This window comes from Sorangium sp. So ce117 (genome assembly GCF_051524395.1).
GTDB classification, from domain to species: Bacteria; Myxococcota_A; Polyangia; order Polyangiales; family Polyangiaceae; genus Sorangium; species Sorangium cellulosum_B.
Genome location: NZ_CP150309.1, coordinates 8,187,106 through 8,212,909, shown reverse-complemented (window position 1 = coordinate 8,212,909; position 25,804 = coordinate 8,187,106). Strand labels below are relative to the sequence as shown.

General features: G+C 69.2%; 23 protein-coding genes. 13 read left to right on the top strand and 10 right to left on the bottom strand.

Features of this window, described 5'->3' with window-relative positions; translation table 11 throughout:
- Positions 1-286: 286 nt before the first annotated feature.
- The 5 genes from WMF46_RS30600 (at position 287) to WMF46_RS30580 (ending at position 3,949) form a co-directional block, all read left to right on the top strand.
- Positions 287-811, top strand: a complete 525-nt coding sequence (locus tag WMF46_RS30600; RefSeq protein ID WP_437980445.1) for an alpha-ketoglutarate-dependent dioxygenase AlkB — start codon at positions 287-289, stop codon at positions 809-811.
- 42 nt (positions 812-853) lie between these two features.
- A complete protein-coding gene (locus tag WMF46_RS30595; protein WP_437980444.1) occupies positions 854-1,495 on the top strand; it encodes a hypothetical protein in 642 nt (213 codons plus the stop codon).
- 139 nt (positions 1,496-1,634) lie between these two features.
- Positions 1,635-2,450 (top strand): hypothetical protein, encoded by an 816-nt coding sequence (locus WMF46_RS30590; protein WP_437980443.1) that lies wholly within the window; start codon positions 1,635-1,637, stop codon positions 2,448-2,450.
- 132 nt (positions 2,451-2,582) lie between these two features.
- On the top strand, positions 2,583-2,894 hold the full coding sequence (locus WMF46_RS30585; protein ID WP_437980442.1) for a hypothetical protein: 312 nt from the start codon (positions 2,583-2,585) through the stop codon (positions 2,892-2,894).
- A gap of 197 nt (positions 2,895-3,091) precedes the next feature.
- Positions 3,092-3,949, top strand: coding sequence for a class I SAM-dependent methyltransferase (locus WMF46_RS30580; RefSeq protein ID WP_437987952.1), 858 nt, complete (start codon positions 3,092-3,094; stop codon positions 3,947-3,949).
- A gap of 42 nt (positions 3,950-3,991) precedes the next feature.
- On the opposite strand, the gene WMF46_RS30575 is transcribed toward WMF46_RS30580, so the two are convergent.
- Positions 3,992-4,483 (bottom strand): DUF6368 family protein, encoded by a 492-nt coding sequence (locus WMF46_RS30575; RefSeq protein ID WP_437980441.1) that lies wholly within the window; start codon positions 4,481-4,483, stop codon positions 3,992-3,994.
- 116 nt (positions 4,484-4,599) lie between these two features.
- On the opposite strand from WMF46_RS30575, the gene WMF46_RS30570 reads away from it, so the two are divergent.
- The 3 genes from WMF46_RS30570 (at position 4,600) to WMF46_RS30560 (ending at position 9,364) form a co-directional block, all read left to right on the top strand.
- Complete coding sequence (locus WMF46_RS30570; RefSeq protein ID WP_437980440.1) at positions 4,600-5,745, top strand: multiheme c-type cytochrome; 1,146 nt, start codon at positions 4,600-4,602, stop codon at positions 5,743-5,745.
- Positions 5,746-5,753: 8 nt separating this feature from the next.
- Positions 5,754-7,250 carry a hypothetical protein gene (locus WMF46_RS30565; RefSeq protein ID WP_437980439.1) on the top strand — a complete coding sequence of 499 codons (1,497 nt, stop codon included), beginning with the start codon at positions 5,754-5,756 and terminating at the stop codon, positions 7,248-7,250.
- A 353-nt stretch (positions 7,251-7,603) separates the two neighbouring features.
- The gene (locus WMF46_RS30560) at positions 7,604-9,364 is read left to right on the top strand and encodes a CotH kinase family protein (RefSeq protein ID WP_437980438.1); all 1,761 of its coding nucleotides are present in this window, start codon (positions 7,604-7,606) and stop codon (positions 9,362-9,364) included.
- A gap of 46 nt (positions 9,365-9,410) precedes the next feature.
- On the opposite strand, the gene WMF46_RS30555 is transcribed toward WMF46_RS30560, so the two are convergent.
- Positions 9,411-10,847, bottom strand: coding sequence for a proteinase inhibitor (locus WMF46_RS30555; protein WP_437980437.1), 1,437 nt, complete (start codon positions 10,845-10,847; stop codon positions 9,411-9,413).
- Positions 10,848-11,092: 245 nt separating this feature from the next.
- The gene (locus WMF46_RS30550; protein WP_437980436.1) at positions 11,093-12,226 is read right to left on the bottom strand and encodes a hypothetical protein; all 1,134 of its coding nucleotides are present in this window, start codon (positions 12,224-12,226) and stop codon (positions 11,093-11,095) included.
- A gap of 481 nt (positions 12,227-12,707) precedes the next feature.
- Between WMF46_RS30550 and WMF46_RS30545 the strand changes: the two genes are divergently transcribed.
- Positions 12,708-14,132 carry a peptide MFS transporter gene (locus tag WMF46_RS30545; protein ID WP_437980435.1) on the top strand — a complete coding sequence of 475 codons (1,425 nt, stop codon included), beginning with the start codon at positions 12,708-12,710 and terminating at the stop codon, positions 14,130-14,132.
- Positions 14,133-14,227: 95 nt separating this feature from the next.
- Here the strand turns inward: WMF46_RS30545 and WMF46_RS30540 are convergent, their stop codons facing one another.
- The 3 genes from WMF46_RS30540 to WMF46_RS30530 form a co-directional block, all read right to left on the bottom strand.
- Positions 14,228-14,587, bottom strand: coding sequence for an S-adenosylmethionine decarboxylase family protein (locus WMF46_RS30540; RefSeq protein WP_437708801.1), 360 nt, complete (start codon positions 14,585-14,587; stop codon positions 14,228-14,230).
- Positions 14,588-14,681: 94 nt separating this feature from the next.
- Complete coding sequence (locus WMF46_RS30535; RefSeq protein ID WP_437980434.1) at positions 14,682-15,152, bottom strand: PaaI family thioesterase; 471 nt, start codon at positions 15,150-15,152, stop codon at positions 14,682-14,684.
- Entirely contained in the window at positions 15,149-18,088 is a 2,940-nt protein-coding gene (locus tag WMF46_RS30530) for a 2-oxoglutarate dehydrogenase E1 component (protein ID WP_437980433.1), read from the bottom strand. Before WMF46_RS30530 ends, WMF46_RS30535 begins: the two co-directional genes overlap by 4 nt.
- Positions 18,089-18,232: 144 nt before the next feature.
- Here WMF46_RS30530 and WMF46_RS30525 point away from each other — a divergent pair, with 144 nt between their 5' ends.
- A complete protein-coding gene (locus WMF46_RS30525) occupies positions 18,233-19,870 on the top strand; it encodes a glucose-6-phosphate isomerase (protein ID WP_437980432.1) in 1,638 nt (545 codons plus the stop codon).
- A gap of 396 nt (positions 19,871-20,266) precedes the next feature.
- Here WMF46_RS30525 and WMF46_RS30520 read toward each other — a convergent pair whose 3' ends face one another.
- Positions 20,267-20,740 (bottom strand): hypothetical protein, encoded by a 474-nt coding sequence (locus WMF46_RS30520; RefSeq protein ID WP_437980431.1) that lies wholly within the window; start codon positions 20,738-20,740, stop codon positions 20,267-20,269.
- A gap of 487 nt (positions 20,741-21,227) precedes the next feature.
- Positions 21,228-21,407: a hypothetical protein gene (locus tag WMF46_RS30515; protein ID WP_437980430.1), complete on the bottom strand. Its 180-nt coding sequence runs from the start codon at positions 21,405-21,407 to the stop codon at positions 21,228-21,230.
- A gap of 68 nt (positions 21,408-21,475) precedes the next feature.
- On the opposite strand from WMF46_RS30515, the gene WMF46_RS30510 reads away from it, so the two are divergent.
- The 3 genes from WMF46_RS30510 (at position 21,476) to WMF46_RS30500 (ending at position 22,837) form a co-directional block, all read left to right on the top strand.
- On the top strand, positions 21,476-21,634 hold the full coding sequence (locus WMF46_RS30510; RefSeq protein ID WP_437980429.1) for a hypothetical protein: 159 nt from the start codon (positions 21,476-21,478) through the stop codon (positions 21,632-21,634).
- Between the two features lie 36 nt (positions 21,635-21,670).
- Entirely contained in the window at positions 21,671-22,294 is a 624-nt protein-coding gene (locus WMF46_RS30505) for a hypothetical protein (protein WP_437980428.1), read from the top strand.
- 309 nt (positions 22,295-22,603) lie between these two features.
- Entirely contained in the window at positions 22,604-22,837 is a 234-nt protein-coding gene (locus tag WMF46_RS30500; protein WP_437980427.1) for a hypothetical protein, read from the top strand.
- Between the two features lie 135 nt (positions 22,838-22,972).
- On the opposite strand, the gene WMF46_RS30495 is transcribed toward WMF46_RS30500, so the two are convergent.
- Both WMF46_RS30495 and WMF46_RS30490 read right to left on the bottom strand, forming a co-directional pair.
- Complete coding sequence (locus WMF46_RS30495) at positions 22,973-23,521, bottom strand: RNA polymerase sigma factor (RefSeq protein ID WP_437980426.1); 549 nt, start codon at positions 23,519-23,521, stop codon at positions 22,973-22,975.
- Positions 23,522-24,523: 1,002 nt separating this feature from the next.
- Positions 24,524-25,654: an IS1 family transposase gene (locus WMF46_RS30490; protein WP_437980425.1), complete on the bottom strand. Its 1,131-nt coding sequence runs from the start codon at positions 25,652-25,654 to the stop codon at positions 24,524-24,526.
- Positions 25,655-25,804: the final 150 nt, after the last annotated feature.

Sequence of the window (25,804 nt, the reverse complement as noted above, 5' to 3'; positions counted from 1 at the left end):
GGGCCGTGATCCGCCGCACGCTGGGCTGGGTCTCGCTGGAGCAACCTTCGCCGGCGCCGATGCAGCCGGAGGACGCGGCGGCGATCCCTGATGGGGGCGGACCTGACCGGCGCAAACCTGCACGTGTCCATCGCAAAGGGCGCGAACGCGCGGCCACGAGCTTCTTCGACGCCGTCCTCGGCTCGTCCGACTGGACCGACCAGACGGCTCTGGGCAGCGCCGCCGCGAGCCGAAGGCCGTTGGACGGACGGGGACCAGTCCTGTACTCTATCGATCGCAGCGACTCATGCCGGAAGACCTGGACGTTCAGTACCTGGAGGGATTCGTCGCGGATCCAGCGGCCACGTTCGACATGGCGGGGCGGAATCTCTCGTGGGACGACCGGATGCATTCACGTCGAACCGCCTCGTGCGGGGTGGCGTACAACTACTCAGGCATCTCTTACCCGGACTGCGAGATGCCGCCCTTCGTGCAGGACGTCGCGGCCCGCCTCGCCGGCGTGGTGGGGCATCCGATCAACAACTGCCTCGCCAACTTCTATGCCGACGGGATGGCGAAGATGGGCTTTCACACGGACTCCAGCGGCGGTGTCGTCGCTGGAACGACGACCTCGATCCTGTCGCTGGGCGCACGTCGCGTCCTCACCTTCCGCCGGAGCCTTCGCCGGGACGAGACGCACGACATGGCCCTGGCGCCCGGCTCGCTCCTGATCATGCGCGCCAGCGTTCAGGAGGGCTGGCAGCATGCCGTCCTCGCTGTCGAGGCCGCGGGCCCGCGGATCAGCCTCACATTCCGATTCCTATCTCGTTGAAATGGCGGTTGCCGCCGGGGCGCGCCCCCGAAGGAGGACGACGTGGCGAGAGGACGAACGCAGCGAACCGCGACCGTCGGCGTCGCCGAGCACGGCAACTCGGCGGTGCTCGTCACCGTCGCGCCCGGCGGCGAGCTCCTCGATCGCCGGCGCATCGACCTGACCGACGGCTTGCCGACGCACCCGCATCACCACGAAGGGTCGTGGGCGGTGGGCCGCTACCTCAACACGCCGGGAGCGCGAGCGCTCTCGCTCGCCGACGCCGTGGCGCTCGTCGAGCGCGTGCGAGCGTCCGCCGCGCGCGGCGCGCGCGAGGGCCTCGAGGCGCTGGCCGCGGCGGTGCCCGTGCCGATCGCGCGCATCGCGATCCGCGTGTGCCCCGAGCTCCCGCCGACGACCGAGGAGCGGATCGCCGACAATCGCGCGCAGACCGTCGCCGACTCCGTCATGTATCGCCAGGCCCTCGCGGCCGCAGCCGAGGCGCGCGGCTGGTCCGTGCACTGGTACGACCGCGAGCACGTGCTTCGCGACGCTGCAACGGCGCTCGGCCGCGGCGACGTGAGCGATCTTCTGCACGCGATGGGTCGATCGATCGGGCCGCCTTGGCAGGCTATCCACAAGCTCGCGGCAGCTGCGGCGCTCGCGGCCACAGGGCATCCAGCGCCGCGGGAAGCCACCGGATAGTCTCGCGAGTCCTTCCCAGAGCCGGCCAGCCGTCAGCGAGACCTGCGTCGCCCACCTGGAGCCAGACTGCCCCCTATGCCGCCCTTGAAGCCATACTCCATCACGCGCGACGAGCTCATTGGTCCGCGGAGTGCGAGGGATGCTCGTCGTCGCGTCGGGGAAGATGCTGGACGGAGGTTGCCAGATGACCGAGACGGAATGGCTGGTGTGTACTCGGACCAACCCCATGCTCCGCTTCCTGCTCGGACTCGGTCCGAAAGAGCTGCGGGTCGTGGACATCAAGACGTTTCCGGCGTGCAGGGGGAGCGACCGCAAGATGCGGCTGTTCGCCTGTGAATGTTATTACCGCGTGCGCGCCCTGCTCCCCGAGGAGCTCGCAGAGACGGCAGTGGAAACAGCGAGCCGTCACGCCGATGGCCTGGCCACGCTGGAGGAGCTCCAGACAGCCGAGGCTCTGGTCCGGCAGGCGCTCGACTCTCTGGAGGGGAGGTGGCGGGCATCCCATGGGGCCGAACGTATCTCGCTCCAGCCGACGCACGACGCGCTGGCCCTGAGCTTTCAGGTGGTTCGACCACAGGCTCCGAAGGCGGCGTACTACGCCTCGTCCAACGCGCCTCTGGCAGCTGCTGCCATTGCCAATCCTGGCGCCGCGTCTGAGGATGCTTCATTCACCGCCAGCAGCGCCGCGGAAGAGCACGCCCAGGCCGACGTGCTCCGCGACATCTTTGGCAACCCGTTCCGCGCGGTGGCATTCGACCCGCGCTGGCGGACCTCGACGGCCGTCGGGCTGGCCCGGCAGATGTACGAGAGCCGCGTTTTCGGGCCGATGCCGATCCTGGCCGACGCCCTGCTGGAGGCCGGGTGCGAGGATGCCGACGTGCTCGGCCACTGCCGTGGCGACGGGCCGCACGTCCGCGGCTGCTGGGTGATCGATCTGCTGCTGGGGAAGGAATAGGCTGAGCCTGATTCATGGCTGCTGCCGATGGTCGGGCTCTGCCCGTCCGCGGCAGGTCCGCCCGTTCGGCGGGCCGGGTGGGGGGCGTTGCGCGGCGGCGAGGATCTGCGTACCGTTGCGCGAACGAGGAGCATGACGGTCTCGCTGGGCATCAAGCACCACCACAGCGGCGCCTACGACGTCGTGCCCATCGCCACGAGCGACTACTTCAAGCGCCGCTGGCTGCCCGCGTGCGCTCATCTCGGCCTGCGATACGTCTCGCACTTCCACGACGGGGCGCTCTCCACGGTTTCCCCCGACGATCTCCCGGACATCGTCGCGGAGCTCGAGATTTTGCGGGCGTGGGCGGCGGCGAACGACGCTTTTATGGTCGAGAGGATCGACGGCGTGCTTCGGGCGCTGCACGCGTTGGACCCAACTTCCTGTGAAGTTGACTTCGGCTGATGAGACGGCGCTCGCCATTGTCGTCGACGAAGGGGAGCTGACGATGGAACACGATTTCGCCGTATAGCCCGATAGCAAGCCTGAATCCTACGCGGACTGTGGCCGATCGCACGGAGCGGCGCGGGGCAAACGTAGAAGCTCCGCCCGATTCCATCTCGTTCGGCCGCCAACAATCAGAAACCAGGAGAGAGTACGTCATGCAGGATGAACAAGCGGCGGCTCCGGACGACACGGCGGTTCGGGTCGCCTTGTGGCGTGCGCTGCACGTGGAAGCCGATGCGCCGCCGCACGTGTTCGAAGACGACGTCGGGTTGAAGCTGGCGGCTCCGGACGACGGCTGGCGCAGCCGTCCGGACATGAGCCCGTTCACGCGGCCCTTCCGCGCCTCCATCCTGGCTCGCGCCCGCTTCGTCGAAGATCTCGTCGCGGAACAGGCCGCCCGTGGCGTCGGGCAGTATGTCATCCTCGGAGCGGGCCTCGACACCTTCGCCCAGCGTCGGCCGGAGCTTGCCTCCCGCCTGTTCGTGTTCGAGATCGATCGGCCCAGCCCCCAGGCGTGGAAGCGCCAGCGCCTCCTCGACCTCGGCCTCGGCGTCCCATCGTTCCTGCGGCTCGTGCCGGTCGACTTCGAGGCAGGAGACGCGTGGTGGGAGCGGCTGGCGGCCTCGGGCTTCGACTCGGGGCGGCCGGCGGTCGTGGCGTCCACCGGTGTCAGCATGTACCTGACCACGGACGCGATCGCGGCGACGCTGCGCCAGGTCGCGGCGCTCGCTCCGGGCTCCACGCTCGCCATGTCGTTCATGCTTCCGATCGAGCTGGCGGACCCGGAGGTGCGTCCCGGGATCGAGCGAGCGGCAGCGGGGGCCAGAGCCAACGGCACGCCCTTCATCAGCTTCTTCACCCCGGCAGAGATGCTGACGCTGGCTCGAGATGCCGGCTTCAGAGAGGTCCAGCACGTATCGGCCGCTGCGCTTGCAGAGCGCTACTTCGCGGGCAGGACGGATGGCCTTCGTCCGCCGAACAATTCAGAGGAATTGCTCGTGGCGACGACCTGAATCAAGCGGTCTAGCCAATCGTTGGACCGATCCGAGTTGCATCTACTTCACCATGCGGAAGCTCGCGTGCCGTAGCCAGGAGCGCGCGAGCGCCACGTCTCCGTAGTGGGAGCGCGCCGTCACGAACAGCACGCCCGTGACTCCACCTGGATTCTCGACCCTGACAGGCTTGTCGTCCTGAAGGCCGTCCAGCTGTAGACCGAACGCTAGCTGCCCACCGAAATCGATGATTCCACCTTCCGCCTCGGCCAGGTCGATGCACAACCTGGCAAGCAACCGATGGTCCTGGTCGTCGTTGCACATCGCGGCGAATGAAACGACGTCTTCTGGCGACCATCCGAGCACCTCCGGGAGGCCCGCATCGAGGATCTCGGATATCGCCTCAGGATATTCGGGCCCAACGGTCAGAATGAACGGGCGTTGGTCAACCCAGAAGTCGTCCCCCTGAACATCGTCGGCGATGCGCGAGATTCCACTTCGAAGCGCGGCGACTCGCTCCACGCTCATCTTCGACGGCAGCAACACGGACGCCACTGGACCGGCCATTCCTCGAGCGTACGCTCTCGATCCATGGCGGTCCACCGAGGCGTCGCATCCGCCGAGCTTCGAGACTTCGTCCGTCGTCCTGAGGAGTGCTATCCTGAGCGGACATGGGCAGGTGGCGTCGGACGGCCTCCGGTGAACGGAGGACACCTCGTGTCGCGGGCGCCGCCGTCGTGGCGCTGGCCGCGCTGCTGTTCGCGCCCGCGGCCGGCGTGCGCGGCGATGCGCTGCCGCCGCTGCCGGGACCCGCGCCGCAGGGGAGACCGCAGGGCTTCTCGGCGCGCATCGAGAACCAGCGTTGCGAGGCCTGCCACGAGGACATCGCGGCCGAGTGGCGCGCCTCGCTGCACCGGCAGGCGTTCACGGATCGCGTCTTCCAGAGGTCCTACGCGATCGAGCCGCTGCCCTTCTGCCGTGGCTGCCATGCGCCCGAGGCCGATCCGGCCCACCACCCCGGCGCGGACGCGCAAGCGGTGGGCGTGGGGTGCGTCACCTGCCATCTCGTGGCCGGCGAGGTCGTCTCCGCGCGCGGCCGGGTCGCGCGCGGCGGCGCGCACGCGGTCCGCGGCGACGCGCGGCTCTCGACCGACGAGGGCTGCGCCCGCTGCCATCAGTTCGATTTTCCGCGAGCGCCCGGCGTGCCCATGCAGGACACCGTGGCCGAGCACCGCTCCGGGCGCTTCGCGGAGCGACCCTGCCGCGATTGCCACATGCAGCTCGTTCAGGGCATCGCCGGGAGACCGCACCGCGATCATCGCTTCGCCGTGGTCGGGGATCCGGCCGTCCTTCGTTCCGCGATCGACGCCAGCGCGTCGCGGAGCGGCGCGAACGCCATCGAGGTGAGCGCGCGCGTGGTCGCGGCGGGGCACGCCGTCCCCACGGGCGATATGTTCCGCCGGCTCGAGGTCCGCGCCTCGGCCGTCGATACGAAGGGCGCCATCGTGGCCGCCGCCGCGCCTGTGTTCCTCGAGCGAAGGTTCTCCGTGCGCCCGGTCGAAGGAGGCATCGAGCGCGTCCCGGCCGGTGATACGCGCCTTCCCGCCTCGGGCGCGCCGCGTGTCCTGCGGCTCGTGTTCCCGGCCGCCATCGACGGGTTCGCGGTGCGCTGGGAGGTGGTCTATCAGCGCATGGGCGCCGCGATGGGCGCGGCCTTCGGCGTCGACCCGGCCGCGGACGAGGTGGTCCTCGCCGCGGGCACGCTGGGCGCGCGCCCGCTCATCATCGGCCGACCAGCGCCCGCTCCGGTACCATGAGCTCCGCCATGCGAACCCGTCGCCTTCCCGCCCTCCTGCTGCTTGCGCCTTTCTTCGCTGCTGCTTGCCGGCCCGCGCCGCCTCCCGCGACGGCGCGCGCCGAGATCGCCGTGCTGCCGAAGCCCCCCGTCGTGGCCACGCCCCCGGCGGCCGCGCCCGGGCCTTCGCCGCTCGTCAGCGTGAAGACCCAGGCGCGCGTGCCTGGAGGGTTCGTGCTCGACGGCGACGTGGCGGAGTGGGGCTCGCTGGTCCCGCCGCCGCCACCACGTCCTGCGCGGCCCGCGCGAGGGGAGAGCGCGCTTCCGCCGCCCTCGACCAGCGCGATGGATGCGCCTTCGCACGTCGCCCTGGTGCTCTCCAGCGCGGGCGTCACCCTCGCGGCGGAGCTCGACGAGGGATCACGGGACGGGATCTGGCTGGGCCTCGGCTTCGGCGCGCCGGAGCTGCCGCCCATCGGCTATTTCCAGCGCGGGGGCGGGGTGATGCCGCTCAACTGCGAGGCCGACATGGGCGGCGAGCCGCTCCCGGCCGACGTGCAGAAGGCCTGCCAGGAAACGCTGGCCCGGCATGACGCGTTCATCGCCGGCTACGAGGCGCGCTTCGTGCGGTTCTTCCGGCTGGATCGCGGCGGCCTCTCGGGGATCGGCGAGGACGGGAAGGGACGCCCGATCGAGGGCGCGAAGGCGGCGGTGAAGGCCGGCGACGGGAGGCTCACCATCGAGGCCACGCTGCCGACCTCCGCGCTGCCCCGCGCCTCGTCGGCGCCCATCGACAGCATCCGGCTCTTCGCGCGGGCGGCGGACGCGCCGCGCCCGCCGGCGCCGGCGGACGAGGAGTGGGTCTGGCGGGAGATCCCGGAGCCGGTGAGCTACGAGCCCTTCGCAAACCTCCGCGCCCTGGCGTTCCAGGCGCCGGAGCCGATCGGCCCTGTCCCCATGTCGTACCAGCCGGGAGATCCGCTCGAGCTCGAGGTCATCGGCTATGCGCGGGGCTCGGACGGTACCGCGCTGGAGCCCACGCGCCAGGGACTCTACAGCCCGATATCCGCGATAGGGGACGTCGAGATCGGCGAGCTCTTCCTGCGGCGGCCTGCCCTCGCCATCCTGCGCAAAGGCGAGATCGTCGACACCATCCAGAGCTACGGCGCGCCGACGGGCATCGTGAGGCGCAACAAGGAGCTTCACATGTTCTTTTACGATCAGTACACGTCGACGGACATCTGGGCCGAGAGCGCGGACTGGCGGGTCATCGCCATCAAGCCGAGCGGCGAGTACACCGAGCTCCTGGAAGGGGCCGCGGACAACGGTCCGTGGGCCAAGGACGTCGAGGAGTTCCATTCAACGCGCTTCGACCGCTTCGGGATCCGCGGTACGCCGTGGCGCCAGGACGCCGAGGGCGAGGTGCCGCGCGCCGTGGAGATCACGTGGCGCTACGACGCGACGACGGGGATGTATCGGCCGAGCTCGCGCGCGCTGCCCGCGACGAAGGCGAAGAAGGCGCGGTGAGGCGGAGAGCGCGCGACGCGCGCTCGACCGGCTGGATCAGGATACCCGGAGCGATCGCCGGCGTGCGGTGGGAGCGCCGGTGCGATCCTCGCCCCGATGGATCGACGCTGCGTTGCGGCGTTGGCACACAAGGACGAAGCTCCTCGACAGGTGTGCCAGCCTCTGACCCTCGTGTCATGAGGGGCTCCGGCGCCGCGTCCACGCACCGCGGCACGGACGGCGCGAGCTCCTCGACAAACCCGCCGGACCCGCAAGGGCCGACCTGTCTCCAGGGCACCGACACCGACGCGCTACAATTTTGCCGTGAACGGTACGTTCTTTGCAATGGGCGTGCAGCGGAAAGGTTGCGCTTCATGTCCAATCAGCTGCCGTCGTCTTCCTCTGCTCGATCATGGTCGTCCCGCACGCGAGTCCTCTCGCTGTTTGCCCTGCTTGCCCTCCCGTCTGCCGTCATCTCGGCGGGGTGCGCTGACAAGCCGGACAACATCTACAACTACTACTACACGAACGGGGAGGGCGGCGCTGGCGGCGCTGGCGGCGCTGGCGGCGCCGGTGGTGGCGGGGGCGCCGGCGGCGCGCCCGAGCCATACCCGGGAGCGCCGGTCGTGGACACCCAGGTGGCCGAGCACGCGCTCGACGTCTTCGGCACCGTCGGCAACCGCTACTGGTTCGCCGTCTCGGAAGAGCAGCTCGAGGTCATGAACGAAGGGATCGGCGGCATCGGGGGCCCCATCAAGAGGGACGCATTCGGGGACATCTACTCACCGACCGGGGAGGACACGACCTTCGCCGATCATCTGTGGGTGACGACGGCCGGCGCCGAGGGCAAGACGGCCGACTACGGCAAGGTCCAGGTGGGGGTCGCGGGCCAGTCGACGCAGCGGCCCTGGACGAAGCGCACCATCCCCAACCTCAACATCGACGCCGACGAGTTCGTCGAGAAGCAACGGCTCGGCGGCTTCGAGCACGTGCGCTTCAACAACGGCCAGGTCGGCAGCATCTTCCGCGAGCGCCTCACGCTCGATCTCTATGCCCGCCTCGATTATCCGGCTCCCCTGACCAACTACGCCTGGTTGTCGAGCAACGTCTGGGGCGCGGAGGTGGCGATCCCCTACATCGTGGTCGAGCGCTACAAGAAGGCGTTCTGCACCCGCCTCGAGAGCAAGTTCGGCGGCGGCTGCGCCAACATGTGGGAGTTCGCCGGAGACTTCGCCGTCGAGGTCCCGGGGGGCGGCGGGATCCCGCTCCCCATCGACATGGTGCCGTTCGGCGGGAGCGCCTTCGACGATCCAGAGAACTGCCAGCTCAAGGAGTGTGACAACACCCGCGCGAAGGAGCTCGAGGAGCTGATCGCCGCGACGCCCCCTGGCGAGGGCTTCAAGGCCGCGCTCGAGGGCTGGATCGACTGGCCGGCGTTCCACCGGTTCCAGTGCCTGTCGTGGGTGCTCGCCACCGGGGACGACGCGCTCCACAACAGCAACAACGTCGTGCTGGTCGAGCGCGCCGATGGTCTTTTCCAGTACCTGCCGTACTCGGTCGACATCAGCCTGGGGCAGAGTTGGTATCCGGTGGTGCCCCTGGCCGGCACGAACACGCTGGCGCGCGGGTGCCAGAGCGAGCCGGCCTGCTGGGCCGACACGATCGCGGCGTGCGAGGAGGTGATCGAGGAGTTCGCGGCGCTGGACCCGAACGCGGTGCTGAAGGGTCTCTACGAGCAGCTGTCGGACGAGGGCATGCTCCGCGGGGGCGACGAGCAGCGATACGAGGAGCTGGACGCCTGGCTCACCCAGCAGCTCGAGGTCCTGCCGGTGGAGCTGGAGCGGAACCGCGAGCAGCCGCAGCTCTGCATGCCTCCCCAGATCGATTGCGGCGGCTACTGCGGCTTTCCCCAGGAGTGCGGCTTCTGCGTTCCTCCCCTGGTCGATTGCGGCGGCTACTGCGACTATCCCAAGGAGTGCGGCGGCGGCGTCGGAGCGGGCGGCGGAGACGCCGGCGTCGGAGCGGGCGGTGGCGAAGCGCCCGTCGGAGCGGGCGGCGGCGAAGCAGGCGCCGGAGCGGGTGGCGGCGAAGCGCCTGTCGGAGCGGGCGGCGCCGGCGGTAAAGCAGCGGACTGACGCCGGCTGAACCCCGAGGGAGGGGGCTCCGCCGTGGAGCTCCCTCTCAGGGCGAAGCCTCGAACAGGCACCGCGTGATCGGGATGGCGACGTCTTCCCAGACGTACAGGTAGTATTTCGTGCCCGGGACGAGCTCCTCGGGGCTCCCCTCGGCGGGATAGCCCTGCTTCGTGCCCGGCGGGACCTCGCCGTAGGTGATCCCACTCTTGACGGGCGCGGCGCTCGAGGGAACGTCGAGCCGCCAGATCGTCCCCTCGGGCAGATCGAGGTTGGGCGGAGTGCCCGGGTTCTCGGCGTTCGCCGACAGGACGTAGACGTACCGGGCGTCGCCGCCGCTCCACGTGATCTTGCCCGCGGCGTCCACGCCTTCCCCCGCCGCGCAGTCGCCTGGCACGTAGAGGCTCTGTTCATGGAGCGGCCCGCCGAACGGGGTCTCGTCGGCGAAATCCTCCTTCGTGAATCCGCGGCGGAGGAGCTCGCCCTCGAAGAACGCGACCATGCGCGCCGGATCCGTGGAGGGCAGTCCGCTGACGTCACGGGAGAAGCCGTTGTTCTGGTCCGGCGGGTACGCGCCGAGCGCCGCCGAGGAGACCCAGCCGGCCGCCAGCGCGAGGCCCGTTGGATAGAAGCTGTCGGTCCAGACCGGTCCGGCCTCGATGTACCAGTTCGACGGCCCCGCGGCCGGCGCGGCCTTCTCCGAGTGGCAGCACACGCACCCGCACGCCTCGGTCTGCTCCGTGACCCAGGCGAGCTCGCCGAGCCATTCTGGATCGGACAGCCGTGGATCGTCGCTCGGCGTCTTGTAGTCCGAGGGGGGCGCCGGCCAGTACGGGCGCTGCGTGAGGACCGGCTCGCACGACGCGTAGTCGGTGAAGAGGCGCCCGGGCTCGGTGCAGCCCGAGATCGCGCCGAACGTGCAGACCTTCCCGCCGCTCTGCCCTGCCGGCTCGCCGGCCATCGGGTCGACGCAGACCTGCTCGGGCCACTGGAAGACGGCGCCGCCCGTGCCCACGCCGCCGCCGGGCTCCTCGGCCGCGCCCTCGCAGGCGTCGGGCTCGAACCGGCCGCCGCCGAACATCTCGCAGCCGCGCTGGGTCGAGGCGCACTGGCTCGTGTCGCCGCCGGGGAGGACGAGGCTGTACTCGTCGCCGGTCCCGCCGCCGAGCACGCATCGGCCGAGCGTCTCTGGATAGACGCAGCTCTCGCCGCTGGTGAAGGTGGAGCCCTGGAGCGCCTTGCAGTCGGCCTCCGCGGCCTCGGCGGTCCAGCCCGCGCCCGTGTACTCACGGCACTCCTCGGCCTGGCTGAAGGCGCTCGTATAGACGCAACGACCGGGCGACCCAGCGGCCTCTGGAGCCCCCGATGCGGCGTCTTCCTCGGTCCCCTGGCAGGCGCCCAGCCCTCCCAGGGCCGAGACGAGGAGCGCTGCGCCCAGCATCACGTGCGGTGAAACGTGCGGTGAACGGAGGAGCTCTTGCTTCACGGTCGAATCTCCTGAACGTCGCTCTCGGACGACGTTGATTGTGATCTATCTCACTAATTTTCCCGGCGAGCGTCCGTCTGTATACCGTTTGTTCATGGTTGTTCAACTGTCGTCCAATCTTTTTGTGAGAAGTATGTATGCAAGAATACGTTCTTGCTCATGGCGCCATTCGCTTGGAGGAGGCGGAGGCGTGTCCAGGGGCGTTCGCCCGCGCCCGCGCGGGGATCAGGCGGCGACGAAGCTCCTCACCGGAGCGCGCCGAGGCCGAGCGAGATGCACGGCTCCCCGTCGCGCAGCGAGATCCCCGCCAGCTGCTTGTCGGGCGGGTACATGTACCCGAACAGCATGCACATCTCGTTGTCCCCGTAGCCGAACGTGAGATCGTGGTCCGACGTGTTCCGGAACCTGCACGCGTACCGGAGGGAGTCGCCTTCGCCGAGCGCGAGCGCCGGCCGGTAGACCTCGATGTCGCTCTCCAGATCGAACGCCCCGCCCTCGTACACGCGCGCCTCGCCCCCGTCCGCGCGGAGGACGTCGACGTCGAAGGCATCGGCGTAACGGTGCGTGTGCGGCATCAGAGAGACGATGTTCCCGCCGAACGTCGAGCACGTCGTGCCGATGGTCCGCGTGGCGCGCGGCGGGACGAGGAAGTCGTTGACGCTCAAGACGAACGGCGCGAGCTCTTCCGTCCGCTCCGAGAGAGGCATGGTGAAGAAGTCGTAGGCGATCTCGACGACCGCGGGCTCGGGCGACGTGTTGAGCAGGTGGATGCTCGTCGCGATCTCGCGGGACGTATCGAGGGTGAAGCCCATCCCCTCCGGGAAGACGAGCGTCTCCTCGCCGACGACCTGCGTGGAGCTCGCGAAGAGCACGTCCGGGATGGCCGCCGGCAGCGTACCGAAGGGATCGTCGGCGCCAGGATGGCAGCCCGGGTAAGGGTTCGGCCCGAACGATGGATTGACCGGCTTGGCGATCACGTTGCTGTGATGCAGCCCGGCCGTCGCGTAGACGCGCGCCGCGTGGACGGTCGTGCTCTCGATCGCGGGGAAAGGCCATGACACGCAGAAGGTCGCCTCCTCGCCGGGCGCCATGAGCCGCGGCGGCGCGATGATCCTGAAGCCGCTGCGCGGCGGCTCCGGCAGCGCGAGCCGGGTGAGCTCGGCGCCGAAGGCGACGACGTTGTCCCGGTCAACCCGCTCTTCAGGCTCGTAGCGGGCGGCGGGCTGGACGCACCGCCCGCGAAAGCGCTCCTCGCCAGGAGAGCACGCCTCCGGCGGCGACGGCTCGACGCCCGCGCAGGCAGGGAGAAGCAGAATCCAAAGGAGACCCGTCGAACGTGCGCTGTCCCTCGGGACATAGCGAGTTTTGGGATGTTGCATCACAAAGCATCTGCGGCCGACAGCCTCTCACCGGAAGCCTCGACTGTGGATCTCGCCTTCAGAGGGAGGGCGCCCTCGCGCGGCCAGGGCGGAGCCCGCGGCGAAGGGGACGCTCCCGGCACAACCGAGGACGGCGCGGGCTGATGCGGTCCATCCGCGGCGGCCGGCGGCGTCGGCGCGGAGGCGGGTCCGCCACCACCGGCGCTCGCTCCGCCAGCGGCAGCGGCCGCTCGCCGGCCCACGGCCGCTTCGCCTATCGCAGCGCCGACCGGAGCGCCCCGCCCACCTGTCCTCCGCCCGTGGCCGAAGGGCCGCCTACGTGGACACCCTGTTCACCCGGCTCGACGCTGTGCGCAACAAGGGGGTGACGTGGTCGTCGCGGATGGTCTAGCATCCCCGTGCCGAGGGGCAGCGCGCCCCACGATCCCCCGCATCGCCCGACCACCACGCAGCGTGGTCCCAGCTCGTGGAGAAGACAGCATTGAGCGAGCAAGCAATCGAGCCGGCCCTCCCCGTCACCGCTTTCGAGAGGCGCTTCAAGCACCCGCCGGGGCTCGTGATCCTCTTCTTCGCGGAGATGTGGGAGCGCTTTTCCTATTACGGCATGCGCGGCCTCCTCAAGCTGTATATGGCGAACTTCCTGTTCGTCACAGCGCGAGAGGCCTACCAGGGGTGCCGGCAGCACGCGACGCCATGCGATCTCGTCCCTGGTGATCCGACCACGGTGTTCGCCTGGGAGTTCATCAAGGGACTCCTCCCGAGCGCGCCCGGCGAGCAGGCGTCCATGCTCTACGGGCTGTACACGGGCCTCGTGTACCTCACGCCGTTCTTCGGCGGCATCCTCGCCGACAAGGTGTGGGGGCAGCGCAAGACGGTGGTGATCGGCGGCGTCTTGATGGCCATCGGACACTTCGTGATGGCGTTCGAGAACTCGTTCTTCATCGCGCTGCTCCTGCTCATCCTCGGCAACGGCGCGTTCAAGCCCAACATCTCGACCCAGGTCGGCAGCCTGTATCCGAAGGGTGATCCGCGCCGCGACGGCGCCTTCACCATCTTCTACATGGGCATCAACCTCGGCGCCTTCATCTGCAACTTCGTGTGCGGCACCCTGGCCGCCGTCTACGGCTGGCACTACGGCTTCGCCGCCGCGGGCGTCGGGATGTGCCTTGGGCTCGTCGTCTACCTGGCGGGGCAGAAGTACCTCGCCAAGGACAACCTGATGAAGACGGCGGAGGGCGCCGGCGAGCAGAAGCAGCCGCTCTCCGGCGACGAGTGGCAGCGCGTCGGCGCGCTCGTGGCGCTCTGCGCCCTCAACGTCGTCTTCTGGGCGGTCTACGAGCAGCAGGGCAACACGATGCAGAGCTGGGCCGACGAGAAGACGGTGTGGCCCATCGTCCTCGGCTTCCAGATCCCGTCGACGTGGTTCCAGTCGGTGAACCCGCTCTGCATCATCCTGTTCGCCCCCCTGCTCGACATCTTCTGGCGCTGGCAGGCGAAGCGGGGCACCGAGCCGACGAGCGTCTCGAAGATGGCCCTGGGCTGCACCATCCTCGGGCTGTCGTTCATCGTGATGATCCTCGGCGCGCAGGCCGTCGGCGGCGGCAAGGGCAGCCTGTTCTGGCCGGTCTTCTGCACGCTGCTGCTCACGATCGGCGAGCTCTACCTGTCGCCCATCGGCCTGTCGCTCGTGACCAAGGTCTCGCCGGTGCGGATCGTGTCGATGATGATGGGCATGTGGTTCGTCTCGAGCTTCCTCGGCAACACGCTGAGCGGCTACATCGGCATCTTCTACGAGCGCTGGTCGAAGGACATGTTCTTCCTGATGCTCACCCTCCTCGGCCTGAGCGCGGGCGCCGCGATGTTCGCGTTCAACAAGCCGCTCCGCCGCGTGCTCGGCCAGCACTGATCCACACCGCGCCCGGCGCGGCCGCGCGCCCTCTCCACGGGGGCGCGGCGCCGCGTCAGGGCGCCCCTGCCCGCCCAGCGGGGCGCGGCGCCGCGTCAGGGCGCTCGCGCGCCGCCGGGGTCGACGATGCGCTCGTCGAGGGTCGCGAGCCGCCCCTCGGGCAGCGCGCTCCCGATGGCGGCCACGGCGCGGCGGACGCTCTCCAGCGTGCTGCACGAGGCGACGTCGACGAAGAGCCGCCCCGACTCGGGCCAGGAGTGCAGGGCGACGTGCGATTCGCCGACGACGGCGCACGCGGTGATCCCTTGCGGAGAGAACGGGACCACCGCCATCTCGAGCAGCGTGAACGGCCCCGCGGCGACCGCCGCCTCCAGCGCGCCGCGCAGCGCGGCCGGGCTGTTCAGGAAGTCGAAGGGGCAGCCCTCGAAGAGTGCGAGCGCGATGAACAGCTGCATCGATCAAGCAGGCGCGCGCGGCGGTCAGCGCCGCGCAGGCTGCGTAGCGTAGCCGAGGCCGGGCGCCGCGGCGCCGGAAAGGGAAGGGCCGCGCCTACCAGCGGTGGAAGGCCGGATGCCCTTCCTTCACCGCCACGAACGTCCCGCGGCACGTCGCCGTGACCCGCCCGCCCGCCTCCAGGGTCGCCTCGACCACGACGCGGTCGCCCTCCGCCTCGGCGACATGCGCCCGCAGGTGCACCGGGCCGCCGAGCGGCGTCGGCTTCTTCAGCTTCACGTGGAAGTCCGCCGTCACCGTGCACGGCGGCGCGTCGGCCCCCCGCGCCTTCATCAGGTGGTACGCCGCGGTCCAGTTGGAGTGGCAGTCGAGCAGCGCCCCGATGATGCCGCCGTTGAGCATCCCGGGGAACGCCTCGTGGTGCGGCTCCGGCGTGAAGTCGCAGACCACCGCGTCGCCCTCGACGCGGCTCTTCAGCCGGAGCCCCCTGTCGTTCGCCGGCCCGCAGCCGAAGCAGCGGCCCTGCGGCGAGTACCTGTCCTGCAGGCTCGCCGCGTCGCCGCTCACCGGGTGCCCCCGACGAACGCCTCGTCCATCAGCATCTTCTGCTCGAGGAGGTGGCTCGCGCGCGAGCCGGTCGCCGGGCTCGCGCTCGGCGCGCGGCTCACGCACGAGAGCGGCAGCCGGTCGCCGATGCGCTGCCGGAGCACCGCGAGGATGTAGTACCAGGCGCCGTAGTTGCGCGGCTCCTCCTGCACCCACACGAGCGGCGTGCCGTCCTTGTAGGGCGCGAGCGCGTTCACGATCTCCTCGTTCAGCGGGGCCAGCTGCTCCAGCCGCAGGATCGCCACGTCCTTGAGCCCGCGCGTCTCCCGCGCCAGCGCGAGGTCGTAGTAGACCTTGCCCGAGCAGAGCAGCACCCGCTTCACGTCCGCCGGATCGACCCCGCTCGTGTCGGCCAGCACGCGCTGGAACTGGCCCTCGGAGAGATCCTTGATCGTCGACACGGGCCGGTGCGGGCCCTTCGACGTCGCCGGGACGCGCAGCAGGCTCTTCGGCGTCGCGATGATGAGCGGCTTGCGCCACGGCCTGTGCACCTGCCGCCGCAGCACGTGGAACAGCTGCGCCGGCGTCGTCAGGTTGCACACCTGGATGTTGTCCTCGGCGCTGTTCTGCAGGCAGCGCTCGATGCGCGCGCTCGAGTGCTCCGGCCCCTGACCCTCGTAGCCGTGCGGCAGGAGGAGCACGATGCCGCTCAGCCGGTGCCACTTGTCCTCGCTCGACGTGAGGAACTGATCGACGATGACCTGCGCGCCGTTCAGGAAGTCGCCGAACTGCGCCTCCCAGATGACGAGCCCGTCCGGGTAGTCGAGGCTGTAGCCGAAGTCGAAGCCGAGCACGCCCGCCTCGCTGAGCGGGCTGTTGTAGGCCTCGAAGCGCGCCGGCCCCTCGGCCACGCGCGACAGCGGCGCGTAGCGCGCGCTCGTCTCGACGTCGCGCAGCACCGCGTGCCGGTGGCTGAAGGTGCCGCGCTGCACGTCCTGACCGGAGAGCCGCACCGGCGTCTTCTCGGCGAGCAGCGACGCGTAGGCGAGCATCTCGCCCGTGCCCCAGTCGAACGGCTCGCCGGCGACGAGCTTGTCGTGCCGCTGCTGGAGCGTCGGCAGCACCTTCGGGTGCGCCTTGAAGCCCTCGGGCAGCTCGAGGAGCTTCTCCGACAGCGCGATGAGCTTCTCGGCCGGCACGCTCGTCGGCACCTCCGGCGTCGCGTTGTCGGCGCCGCCGCGGTAGTGCGACCACACGCCGCCCATCGAGTACAGCACCGGCGCGAAGCCCTTCTGCTTCACCTCGTCGAGCGCGGCGGCGAGCGCCTCGCGGCGCCGCACGACGATCTCGTCGGCCTTCTCCTCGGTGACCTGCCCGAGCTCCATGAGGCGCCGGACGTACACCTGCCGGACCGTCGGCTTCTTGTCGATCGCGGCGTACATCCGCGGCTGCGTGTAGCGCGGCTCGTCGCCCTCGTTGTGGCCGTACCGCCGGTAGCAGTACATGTCGATGATCACGTCGGAGCCGAAGCGGGTGCGGTAGTCGATCGCGAGCTGCGCGACGTGGGCGACCGCCTCCGGGTCCTCGCCGTTCACGTGGAACACCGGGACCTTCAGCATCCGGGTGATGTCGGACGCGTAGCGGGTCGAGCGCCCTTCCATCGGATCGGTCGTGAACCCGACCTGGTTGTTCACGATGACGTGGACCGTGCCGGCCGTCGTGTAGCCCGGCAGGTTCATCATGTTGAGCGTCTCGGCGACGACGCCCTGCCCGATGAACGCCGCGTCGCCGTGGATGAGCAGCGGCATCACGCGGCGGCGCGCGTCGGTCGTGCCGTCGGCGAGGCGACGGTCCTGCTTCGCGCGGACGCGCCCCTGCACGACGGGGTTCACGAACTCGAGGTGGCTCGGGTTGAACGTGAGCGTGAGGTGGACGTTGCGCCCGTTCTCGAGCGTGCGATCGGTCGAGTAGCCGAGGTGGTACTTGACGTCGCCGCTGCCGAGGTGGCGCTCCGCGTTCTTGTCCTCGAAGGCCGCGAAGATCTCGCGCAGGCTCTTATCCATGATGTTCGCGAGGACGTTCAGCCGGCCGCGGTGCGCCATGCCGACCACGATCTCGTCGACCTCGTGCGCCCCCGCGCGCTCGATGATGAGGTCGAGCAGCGGGATGAGGCTCTCGGCGCCCTCGAGCGAGAAGCGCTTCGTCCCCGCCTCGTAGGACTTGTGGATGAACTGCTCGAAGATCTCGGCGTCGGAGAGCTTCGTGAGGATCCGGAGCTGCTTCTGGCGGTCGAGCGTGAGCCGGTTGCGCGTCGACTCCATCTGCTGCTGGAGCCACTGGCGCGCCTCGGGCTCCTCGATGAACGTGAACTCGACGCCGATCGAGCGACAGTACGTCTCCTCGAGCCGGCGGATGATCTCGCGCAGCGTGAGGACGGGCGGCACGCCGGCGAGGTCGGTCGTCGGGAAGGGCAGCTCGAGGTCCTCGACCCGGAGCCCGAAGTTCGTGAGGTCGAGCTCGGGCGGCGTGGCGGGCGGCAGGCCGAGCGGGTCGACGTGCGCGAAGAGGTGGCCGCGCACGCGGTAGGCGTTCACGAGGGCGTAGACGCGCGCCTTGATCGCGGCCTCCGCGAGCACCTTGAGATCGCGCGAGGACTCGGGCGAGCTCGGGTGCTCGCTGAGCGTCCGCGCGAACGCGGCCTCCAGCGTCTTCGCGGCCTCGCCGTTCGTGTTCGTCTTGCCATTCCCGTTCCCGTAGCCGTGCCCGTTTCCGGGCCGCAGCACCTGGTGCGGGATCGTAGGCGTCGCCGCCGGAGCGGGCAGCCTGCTCGGCGTCGCTCCGCCGTTCTTTCCCTCGAAGAACGAGCGCCAGCCGGGGTCTACCGACTCCGGGTTCTCGAGGTACTGGGCATAGAGCTCCTCGACGAGCCCTGCATTGATTCCGAAATCAAGCTGCATCGTGGTCGGCGTGCAAATAACGCGTGTCGGGCCGGCACGCTAGAGTCGATTTCCGATGACTTCGCCTCGTGGGGCGGAACATCGTCCGGGCAAGGGGTTCGACCGCCTGGAGAAACGGTAGGGAGAAGCGGTAGAAGGGGGGCCATGGATCAAGACCGCAGAACCCCGGGTCGAGGACCGGCGCCCGCCGTCCTCCCCTTCGATCGCTTCCGGGACCACCTCTTCCACGAGCCCAGCCTCGGCCTCTGGCTGGACGTGAGCCGGATCCGCTTCGGGAGCGACTTTTTTACCACGATGGAACCGCGGATTCAGGCGGCGCTCGCGGAGATGGCGGCGCTCGAGGGCGGGAGCCTCGCGAATCCCGACGAGGGCCGCCGGGTCGGTCACTACTGGCTGCGCGCGCCGGAGCTGGCGCCCGAGGCGGCGCTGCGCGCGGCGATCGAGGAGACGAACGCGCGGATCCTGAGCTTCGCTGCGGACGTGCACGCGGCGCGGGTCCGGCCGGAGCGGGCGGCCCGCTTCAGCAGGGTGCTCGTCGTCGGGATCGGCGGCTCGGCGCTCGGGCCTCAGTTCGTCGCCTCGGCGCTGGGGACGCCGGCCGATCGGATGCAGATCCATTTCTTCGACAACACGGATCCTGACGGGATCGATCGCACGCTGGACGCCATCGGGGACGATCTCGGCGCGACGCTCGCGGTGATCATCTCCAAGTCGGGCGGGACGAAGGAGACGCGCAACGGGATGCTCGAGCTCGAGGCGGCGTACCGTCGGCTCGGCCTCTCGCTCGGCGCGCACGCGGTCGCGGTGACGGGGGAGGGCAGCGAGCTCGACCGGTACGCGACGAAGCACGGCTTCCTGGCCCGCTTCCCGATGTGGGACTGGGTCGGCGGTCGCACGAGCGAGCTGTCGGCGGTCGGCCTGCTGCCCGCGGCGCTCCAGGGGCTGTCGATCGTCGAGATGCTGCAGGGCGCGCGCGAGACGGACGAGGTCACGCGCTCGAAGGAGGTTCCCCGGAACCCCGCGGCGCTGCTCGCGCTCGCCTGGTACTCGGCGACGGGCGGCGCGGGCCGGAAGGACATGGTGCTCTTGCCGTACAAGGACAGGCTCGAGCTCTTCTCGCGCTACCTCCAGCAGCTCGTGATGGAGTCGCTCGGCAAGCGGCTGGATCGGCAGGGCAAGGAGGTCTTCCAGGGCATCGCCGTGTACGGCAACAAGGGCTCGACGGATCAGCACGCGTACGTGCAGCAGCTCCGTGACGGGCTCGACAACTTCTTCGTCACGTTCATCGAGGTGCTGCGGGATCGCGCGCCGTCGCGCGGCGTGCTCGAGGTCGACCCCGGCGTCACGACCGGCGACTACCTCGACGGCTTCCTCCAGGGGACGCGCAAGGCGCTGACCGAGAGCGGGCGCGAGTCGATCACGCTCACGATCGACGCGGTCGACGCGCGCGCCGTCGGCATGCTGATCGCGCTCTACGAGCGCGCGGTGGGCCTGTACGCGTCGCTCGTGGGCATCAACGCGTACCACCAGCCCGGCGTCGAGGCCGGCAAGAAGGCCGCGCAGGAGGTGCTCGACCTGCAGGCCAAGGTGCTCGCGGCGCTCGGCGCGAGCGCGGGCCGCGCGCAGTCGCTCGCCGAGGTCGCGAAGGCGGCGGGCGCGGACGACGTAGAAACGGTCTTCTGGATCCTGCGCCACCTGGCGGCGAACCCGGAGCGCGGCGTCGCGCGGGAGGTTCCGCAGGGCGGCTCGCCGTTCGACGCGATCTACCGTCTGGCGCGCTGAGGGGGCGCGCGCGCGGCGCGGAGCGACGCCGGCCTGGCCCGGCGGCGCGCGCGCCGCGCGGCGCTGCTCGGCGAGGCTGACGAGGGCAGGCTGGTCGGGAGGGGAGGGGGCGCGCGTCCCGGGGCGCGCTGTTGACGGCCTGCGCGGGAGGGCGGCGGGCATGTCGCGACATGGGCGGGGGCGTCGCGGAGCAGGCGGCGGGCATGTCGCGATATGGGCGGGTGCCTGGTGGAGCGGTGGTGTCCTAATTAGGACAGACGCCAAGCTCATACCTTGGCAGCGTGACGAATCCGGCACACGTGGTAGCGCACCGGACGCCCGCGTGTGTGCAATATGCAACACCAGTCCACTGCCTCGCGCCTGGAAGTCCACCGCGAGGCGCCAATCGTGGGAAATTCATAGACTTTTCAGGTCTTGATGCAGTATGGCACTTGCCTCACGAGCTACCACCTCGAACTCCTCCGCTACGCCCAGCACGTCATCAATGGTCCATGTTTGGCGTGTCCCGTGTGAAAGCCCGCCTAGAAGCTGGTTCCCATCCTGGTCCGTAAACGGATGCGCGTGTAGGAGCAGATTTCGTTGCCGCGTTGCCTGATCGAACCGCTTCGCAAGCGCTACGAGTTTCGCTCGCGTCGGAGCATCGATCTTATTTGATGCCATGGCCTCACTCGCGAGATCCCTGCGGATTGTGCCGGCGGTCTTCGGAGGATTCGCGGTCTCGATTTCGCCGAAATAACCACTTTTTAATTTGGCCACCAGCCAAATAATGTTCCATTCAAGGTAAGTGAAATTGTAGAAGGCCTGACCAATGGCGGTAATGTACGCTGGATCTGAGCCGATGCGAGGTATGTAGGTTTTGGTTGTGGCCATGCGCGGAGCCTACCATGGGCAATGCGCTGCTGTAGGGGTCGTCGCACGTCAGGCAAGGCGGCTACCCCCAGGCCACTACGATCACCCCTCGGTATGCACCTCAGGCAGCTAGCATCGCGCCCAGCGCCGCTGCCCACCATCTGCCCCTGCGGCCGCCAGCCAGATGGCTTACCAGGGCGTCTGGCCGTCCCTGGGACAGGCCGTGTCACACGGCGCCACCGTTCCCCTTGACTGTGCATGAAAGCCCTTGCTTCGCGCTGGATCCGCGACAGCGGCTATGACAGCCGCGGTCCTACCACGCTGGAGACGCGGGAAACAGAGGCTATACTCACTTGCATAGGCAAAGGCGCCCCGCCTCGGCTGGTACCCGAAGCGGGGCTGCGGAACGCCGGATGGTGGCCCACCAGTCGCACGTCGCGTTGCGATCATGGGCACGCGTCCGGAGAGGTGCAAGCCCATGGCGAACGTGCTCCCGGCGGAGCGGCGGCTAGAGGTGCTCGCCGCGCTCGTGAACGGCACCAGCATCCGCGCCGCGTCGCGCATGACCGGCGTCCATCAGGACACCATCGGCCGCTTCGGGCAGGCCATCGGCGAGGGCTGCGCGCGGCTCCATGACCGGCTGGTGCGCGATCTGACGTGCGCGCTCGTAGATCTCGACGAGCAGCATTCGTGGTGCGGTCGTCGGCAGGCTCACGTCGACCCCAAGAAGCACGATGCAGCGACCAGCGGGGAGCAGTGGACCTGGGCGCCCTGTGTCGCACCAGCAAGCTCGTCATCGCGTGGCATGTCGGGAAGCGCGACCAGGAGAGCGCCGATGCTCTCGTCGAAGACGTGCGCGCGCGGCTCGCGGTCATGCCGCAGATCACCACCGACGGGCTCGGCCTCTACGCGTAGCCGATCGCGGCGAACTTCGGGCGCGCCGTGCCGTACATGCAGATGGTCAAGAACTTCAGCGCGCGCCCTGGCAAGCCCGGCACCTCGGAGAAGTTCGCGGTCGAGCGCGGCGTCGACTTCATCCAGAAGCGCGCCGTCTTCGGGATGCCGGACCCAGCGAAGGCGACGAACTACGCGATAGAGCGCAGCAATCTCACCGCGCGGCAGTGGAACGCGCGGCTCCGGCGCAGGACGCTCGCGTTCTCGAAGAAGCTCACGCGGCACCGCGCCGCGATCGCGCTGCACTACACGTACGTGAACCTCTGCCACATCCCGCGGAATATGCGGATCACCCCGGCGATGGCAGCGGGCATCACGGACACCGTGTGGACGCTGGAGATGCTCATGGACGCCGCGCTGGCAGAGCCCGCAGGCGAGAAGCCGGAGCCGCAGCCGCTCGCCATCCCGAAGCCGGAGGGCACCGCTCGCGAGCTCCCCGCCGGCCGTGGCTGGCTCCGCGTGCTCCCGGGCGGCTCCGCTCCGTCAGCGCCCGCTGCTCCGCAGCCGCCGCCCGAGGCGCCCGCAGCGGCTCCCGTCGAGCCGGAGCCCCCGCCGCCGCCAGATCCGCCGCCAGCGCCAGGGCCGCGCAGGATGGTGCAGCTATCGTTGTTCGACACGTGAGACGCACATGCGCTCACCTGAGCCGGCGTAGAATAGATCAGTACTGTTCGGTTCAGTACTGATTCCGCTTGCGCGACAGACACCCACAGGTAACACATGATTATAGCCGAACTGGAATCGGCTAATTGACATCCAAAAAAAACGAGCAGCGATCCACGGGGTGGTCTCGTGGACGACGCTGCTCGTAGCCGGTCCGCTAGACCGACCGTTCGATTGGTACCCGAACGGGGCACATGTGACATGTGCAGGTACGAGGGTCAAGCGGGCTGGCGTGGATACGTATCGCCTTCGGGCGAGGATAGGCACGCCATGCGCAGCACCAGTGAAAAGAGCCCGGCCGAGCGCCGGTCTGCGTTCTACAAGGCCTGGGAAGAGCACAAGAAGGCCGGCTTCGCGGCCACTCAGGAAGAAGCCAACCGCATCGCGGCCGAGCACGGGATCGAGCCCGTGAAGCTCCCGGAGCCAGAGGGGGCAGTAGTTGTTCACGCTCCGCGTGGCAGGGGGAGCATGTTCAACGGCGGGGGTGGTCTCGGCATCTTCTAGCCGGGCAAGTCGCTGCGCCAGCGGTGGGCACACCACCGCTGGCGCTTTACCCGCCGCCGTCCTCGGCTGTCTGCGCCAGGACGGCGGCTTCGTTTCGTGTCTCGCCGGGCGTGCGCCTCCGTTTGGCCCGACCGCTCACCGCCGCCAGCGCTTGAGCCGCAGCGTCAACGCCTCGCGGGCGATCCGCAGCCTGGACGCTGCGGTGCTCGGGTTCATCCGGCGCCGCTTGGCGTACTGGACGAGCGACTCTGGCGAGTCGACCGAGAGCAGCGCCTCCAACTGCCATGGCGGAAGCTCGCCCATGGCGTCCAGCACCTCGCGAGCGGCGACCTGCGCCTCCAGATCGGGCCCGACGGGCTCGCGGAGCAGGCCAAAGGGCTGCTCGGTCAGGACGGCGCGGCGCACGTACGCGCTGTTGATGTGATGCATGGAGAGGTGCCTGGCGACCGCATAGAGGTAGCCGCGCAGGGCCTTGCGTGGCTCGTCCCAGGGCGCCGGGCGGTAGAGGCCTCGCTTGATCGAGCTCCACGCGCCCATGACGACGTTCTGGAAGACATCGGCGCGATCGCGAGCGGGCACGCCGCTGGCGACGATGACCGCCATGATGGTCGAGCGCTCGGCAAGGCTCGCCTCGATGCTCGGTCGCTTCCTGGGATGCTTCGCGGCCGGCTGGCTCTTCGCCACCTTCCGCCGGGGCTTTACCCGCTCCTCCCGCACGTTGGGCAGCGGTCCGCTGCGGCGAGCCCACCGCGCAGCTGCTCCACGGTGACGCCTGCCGCCCTCGCGGCGCGCTGCACGGTCCCGGGCGAGCCAGCGTCGCGTCCACCGGCGATGGCCTCGACGCACGCGACGGAGACGCCCATGACCTCGGCGAGGCAGGACCACGACCCGTACGCCGCGCGTAGGTTCTTCAGCGCCGCCCGGAGGCGCTTGCGCTGGGTAGGCGTGAGTGAGAGACAGGAGGCGGTTCGGCGTTGGCGCTTGGGCGCACGTTCGCCTTCTTGCTCGTCCGAGGACGAACGGACTACGGTCAGCATGTCGGGACCTCGCGCTACGTGTGAGGTGTCAGCCACGCAGCCCGGGCGACGGCAATCGCCGCGGGCTGCACTTACGTCCGGCCGAACTTAGCCGCTCGTCGAAGGTCCTGGGTCAAACTAGGGCAGCGGAAGCCAAACTAGGGCACCACCGGTGGAGCAGGCGGCGGGCATGTTGCGACATGGGCGGGGGCGTCGCGGAGGGTGGTGCGGTAAGTACCGCAGTCGCTTGCAAATGACCGCAGTCTGTGCACCGCCAAATGACCGCACTCTGCTTGCGGGGTAGAGCCGGACCGTGCGCTGGTGGGGCCATGTGGCGGCCAGACGCTCACGACAATTCGGTGAACCAGTAGAGGTCGTCCCCGTCCTCCTTCCAAATTCCGACCAGCACGAATCCGCCATCACTGGCCCTGTAGAGTTTGGCTTGGACGGGCCCATGCGAGCCGTCCCGACACCTCCAACCACCCCGCCACCATGGCTCTCCCGCGGGAGCTGGCTCGAGTGCGACCGTATAATCGTAATCCTCACAGTTCACGTCGAAGGCGATTCGATTATCGGTCACGATGGCTCCACGTACCGTGGATGTGAGACCTTGTTCGACCCATGAGGTCCTGCCGTTGCGCCGCTTCGTCGAAGCTTCCATGCAGCCATGCTACTCGGGCTCCAGCTCGCCGAAGAGCGGAAGCTGAACGGGTACGCGTGGGCGCGGGCGCCATGTAAGAAGATCGAGCTGACCGGGTGGTCCGGCAGGCCGGACCGCGTCGGGCGCAGCCGACGACGGCGCAGCGGGCTTCGGCGGCGACGGCGGAGGCGCAGGCGCCGACGGCGGGCTCGGTGCGGCGCCGCCCTGGACCACGCGCAAGAAGCCTCGCCCGCCGGGCAACTCGCGCGCGGTGCCCTCGGGCTTGCGTGGCGCGAGCGGCTTTCGGTTCGGCGCCGCTGTCTCGGGGACAGAGAGCAGCGCTTCGAGCAGCTCCGGCAGCTCCCAGACGTGGTTCGCCACGCCAACGCTCATTGCTGGCGTGACGCGCGTCGTCTTCACGATGTGGCATAGGTTAAAATACGTGTAGGCAAGCGAAACGGCCGACTTGTGGTGCTCCACGTTCTTGCTGAAGGCGTAGCAGAGTCGACGCATCCGCCCGATGTGGTGCCGCATAGTACCGTTGTTGCGCTCGACGTGCGCGGTTGTCGCGACGTCAATGTTCGGAGCACCGAACACCACGCGTTTGGTGCGAAATGGGTTGCGTGGCGGCTCATAGCGGTGATCGTCGTCGCGACGACCGTTCCGCGTGAAGTGTTTTATCACCTGCGCAAAATCGACACCAGGACCGAAGCTGCTGCCGACGGATCCGGGGTAGGCGGGGAAGCCGTCGGAGGTGAGCGACGGCATGACGACGAGCCGCGCGCGCAGGTCTGCGATGAACGTGCCTGCGCTCACCTCGTCGCGCTTCCCGACGTACCACGTCACGACGTAGCGACTCGGCATCGCCAGCGCGGTGAAGGTGTACGCCTCGCCAAGACCGGCCGCGTTTTCCTCGGCCGTGACGCGCGCTTGCTTCTCTTTTACGAAGGTCCAAACCTCGTCGCTCTCTATAAGTGAACATGACAGATCGTGTGCCATGGTGTTGTGTAAACTCTGTGCAGCCTTGCCGATGCGGAGCGCGAAGCGGCCAATCGTCTTCTGTTGAACACCGGTCATCCGCTCTGTAGCACGTTCACTATTGCCGTCGATCAGGGCTGCGAGCACGGCAAGCTGCCGCTCGCGGGGGAGCATGTTCGCCACGGCCACTTGCCTTTCTCCAGGCGCGGGCCCATATTGCGCTCTGCGATGGGCGCTTGGTGGGCCACCACTTGGCGTTTCGCAGCCCTCTCGTCGAGGACCAGTCGACGACAGGGCGCTTTGCTGAGTGGCTTCAGATTAAGTCGCACTCTC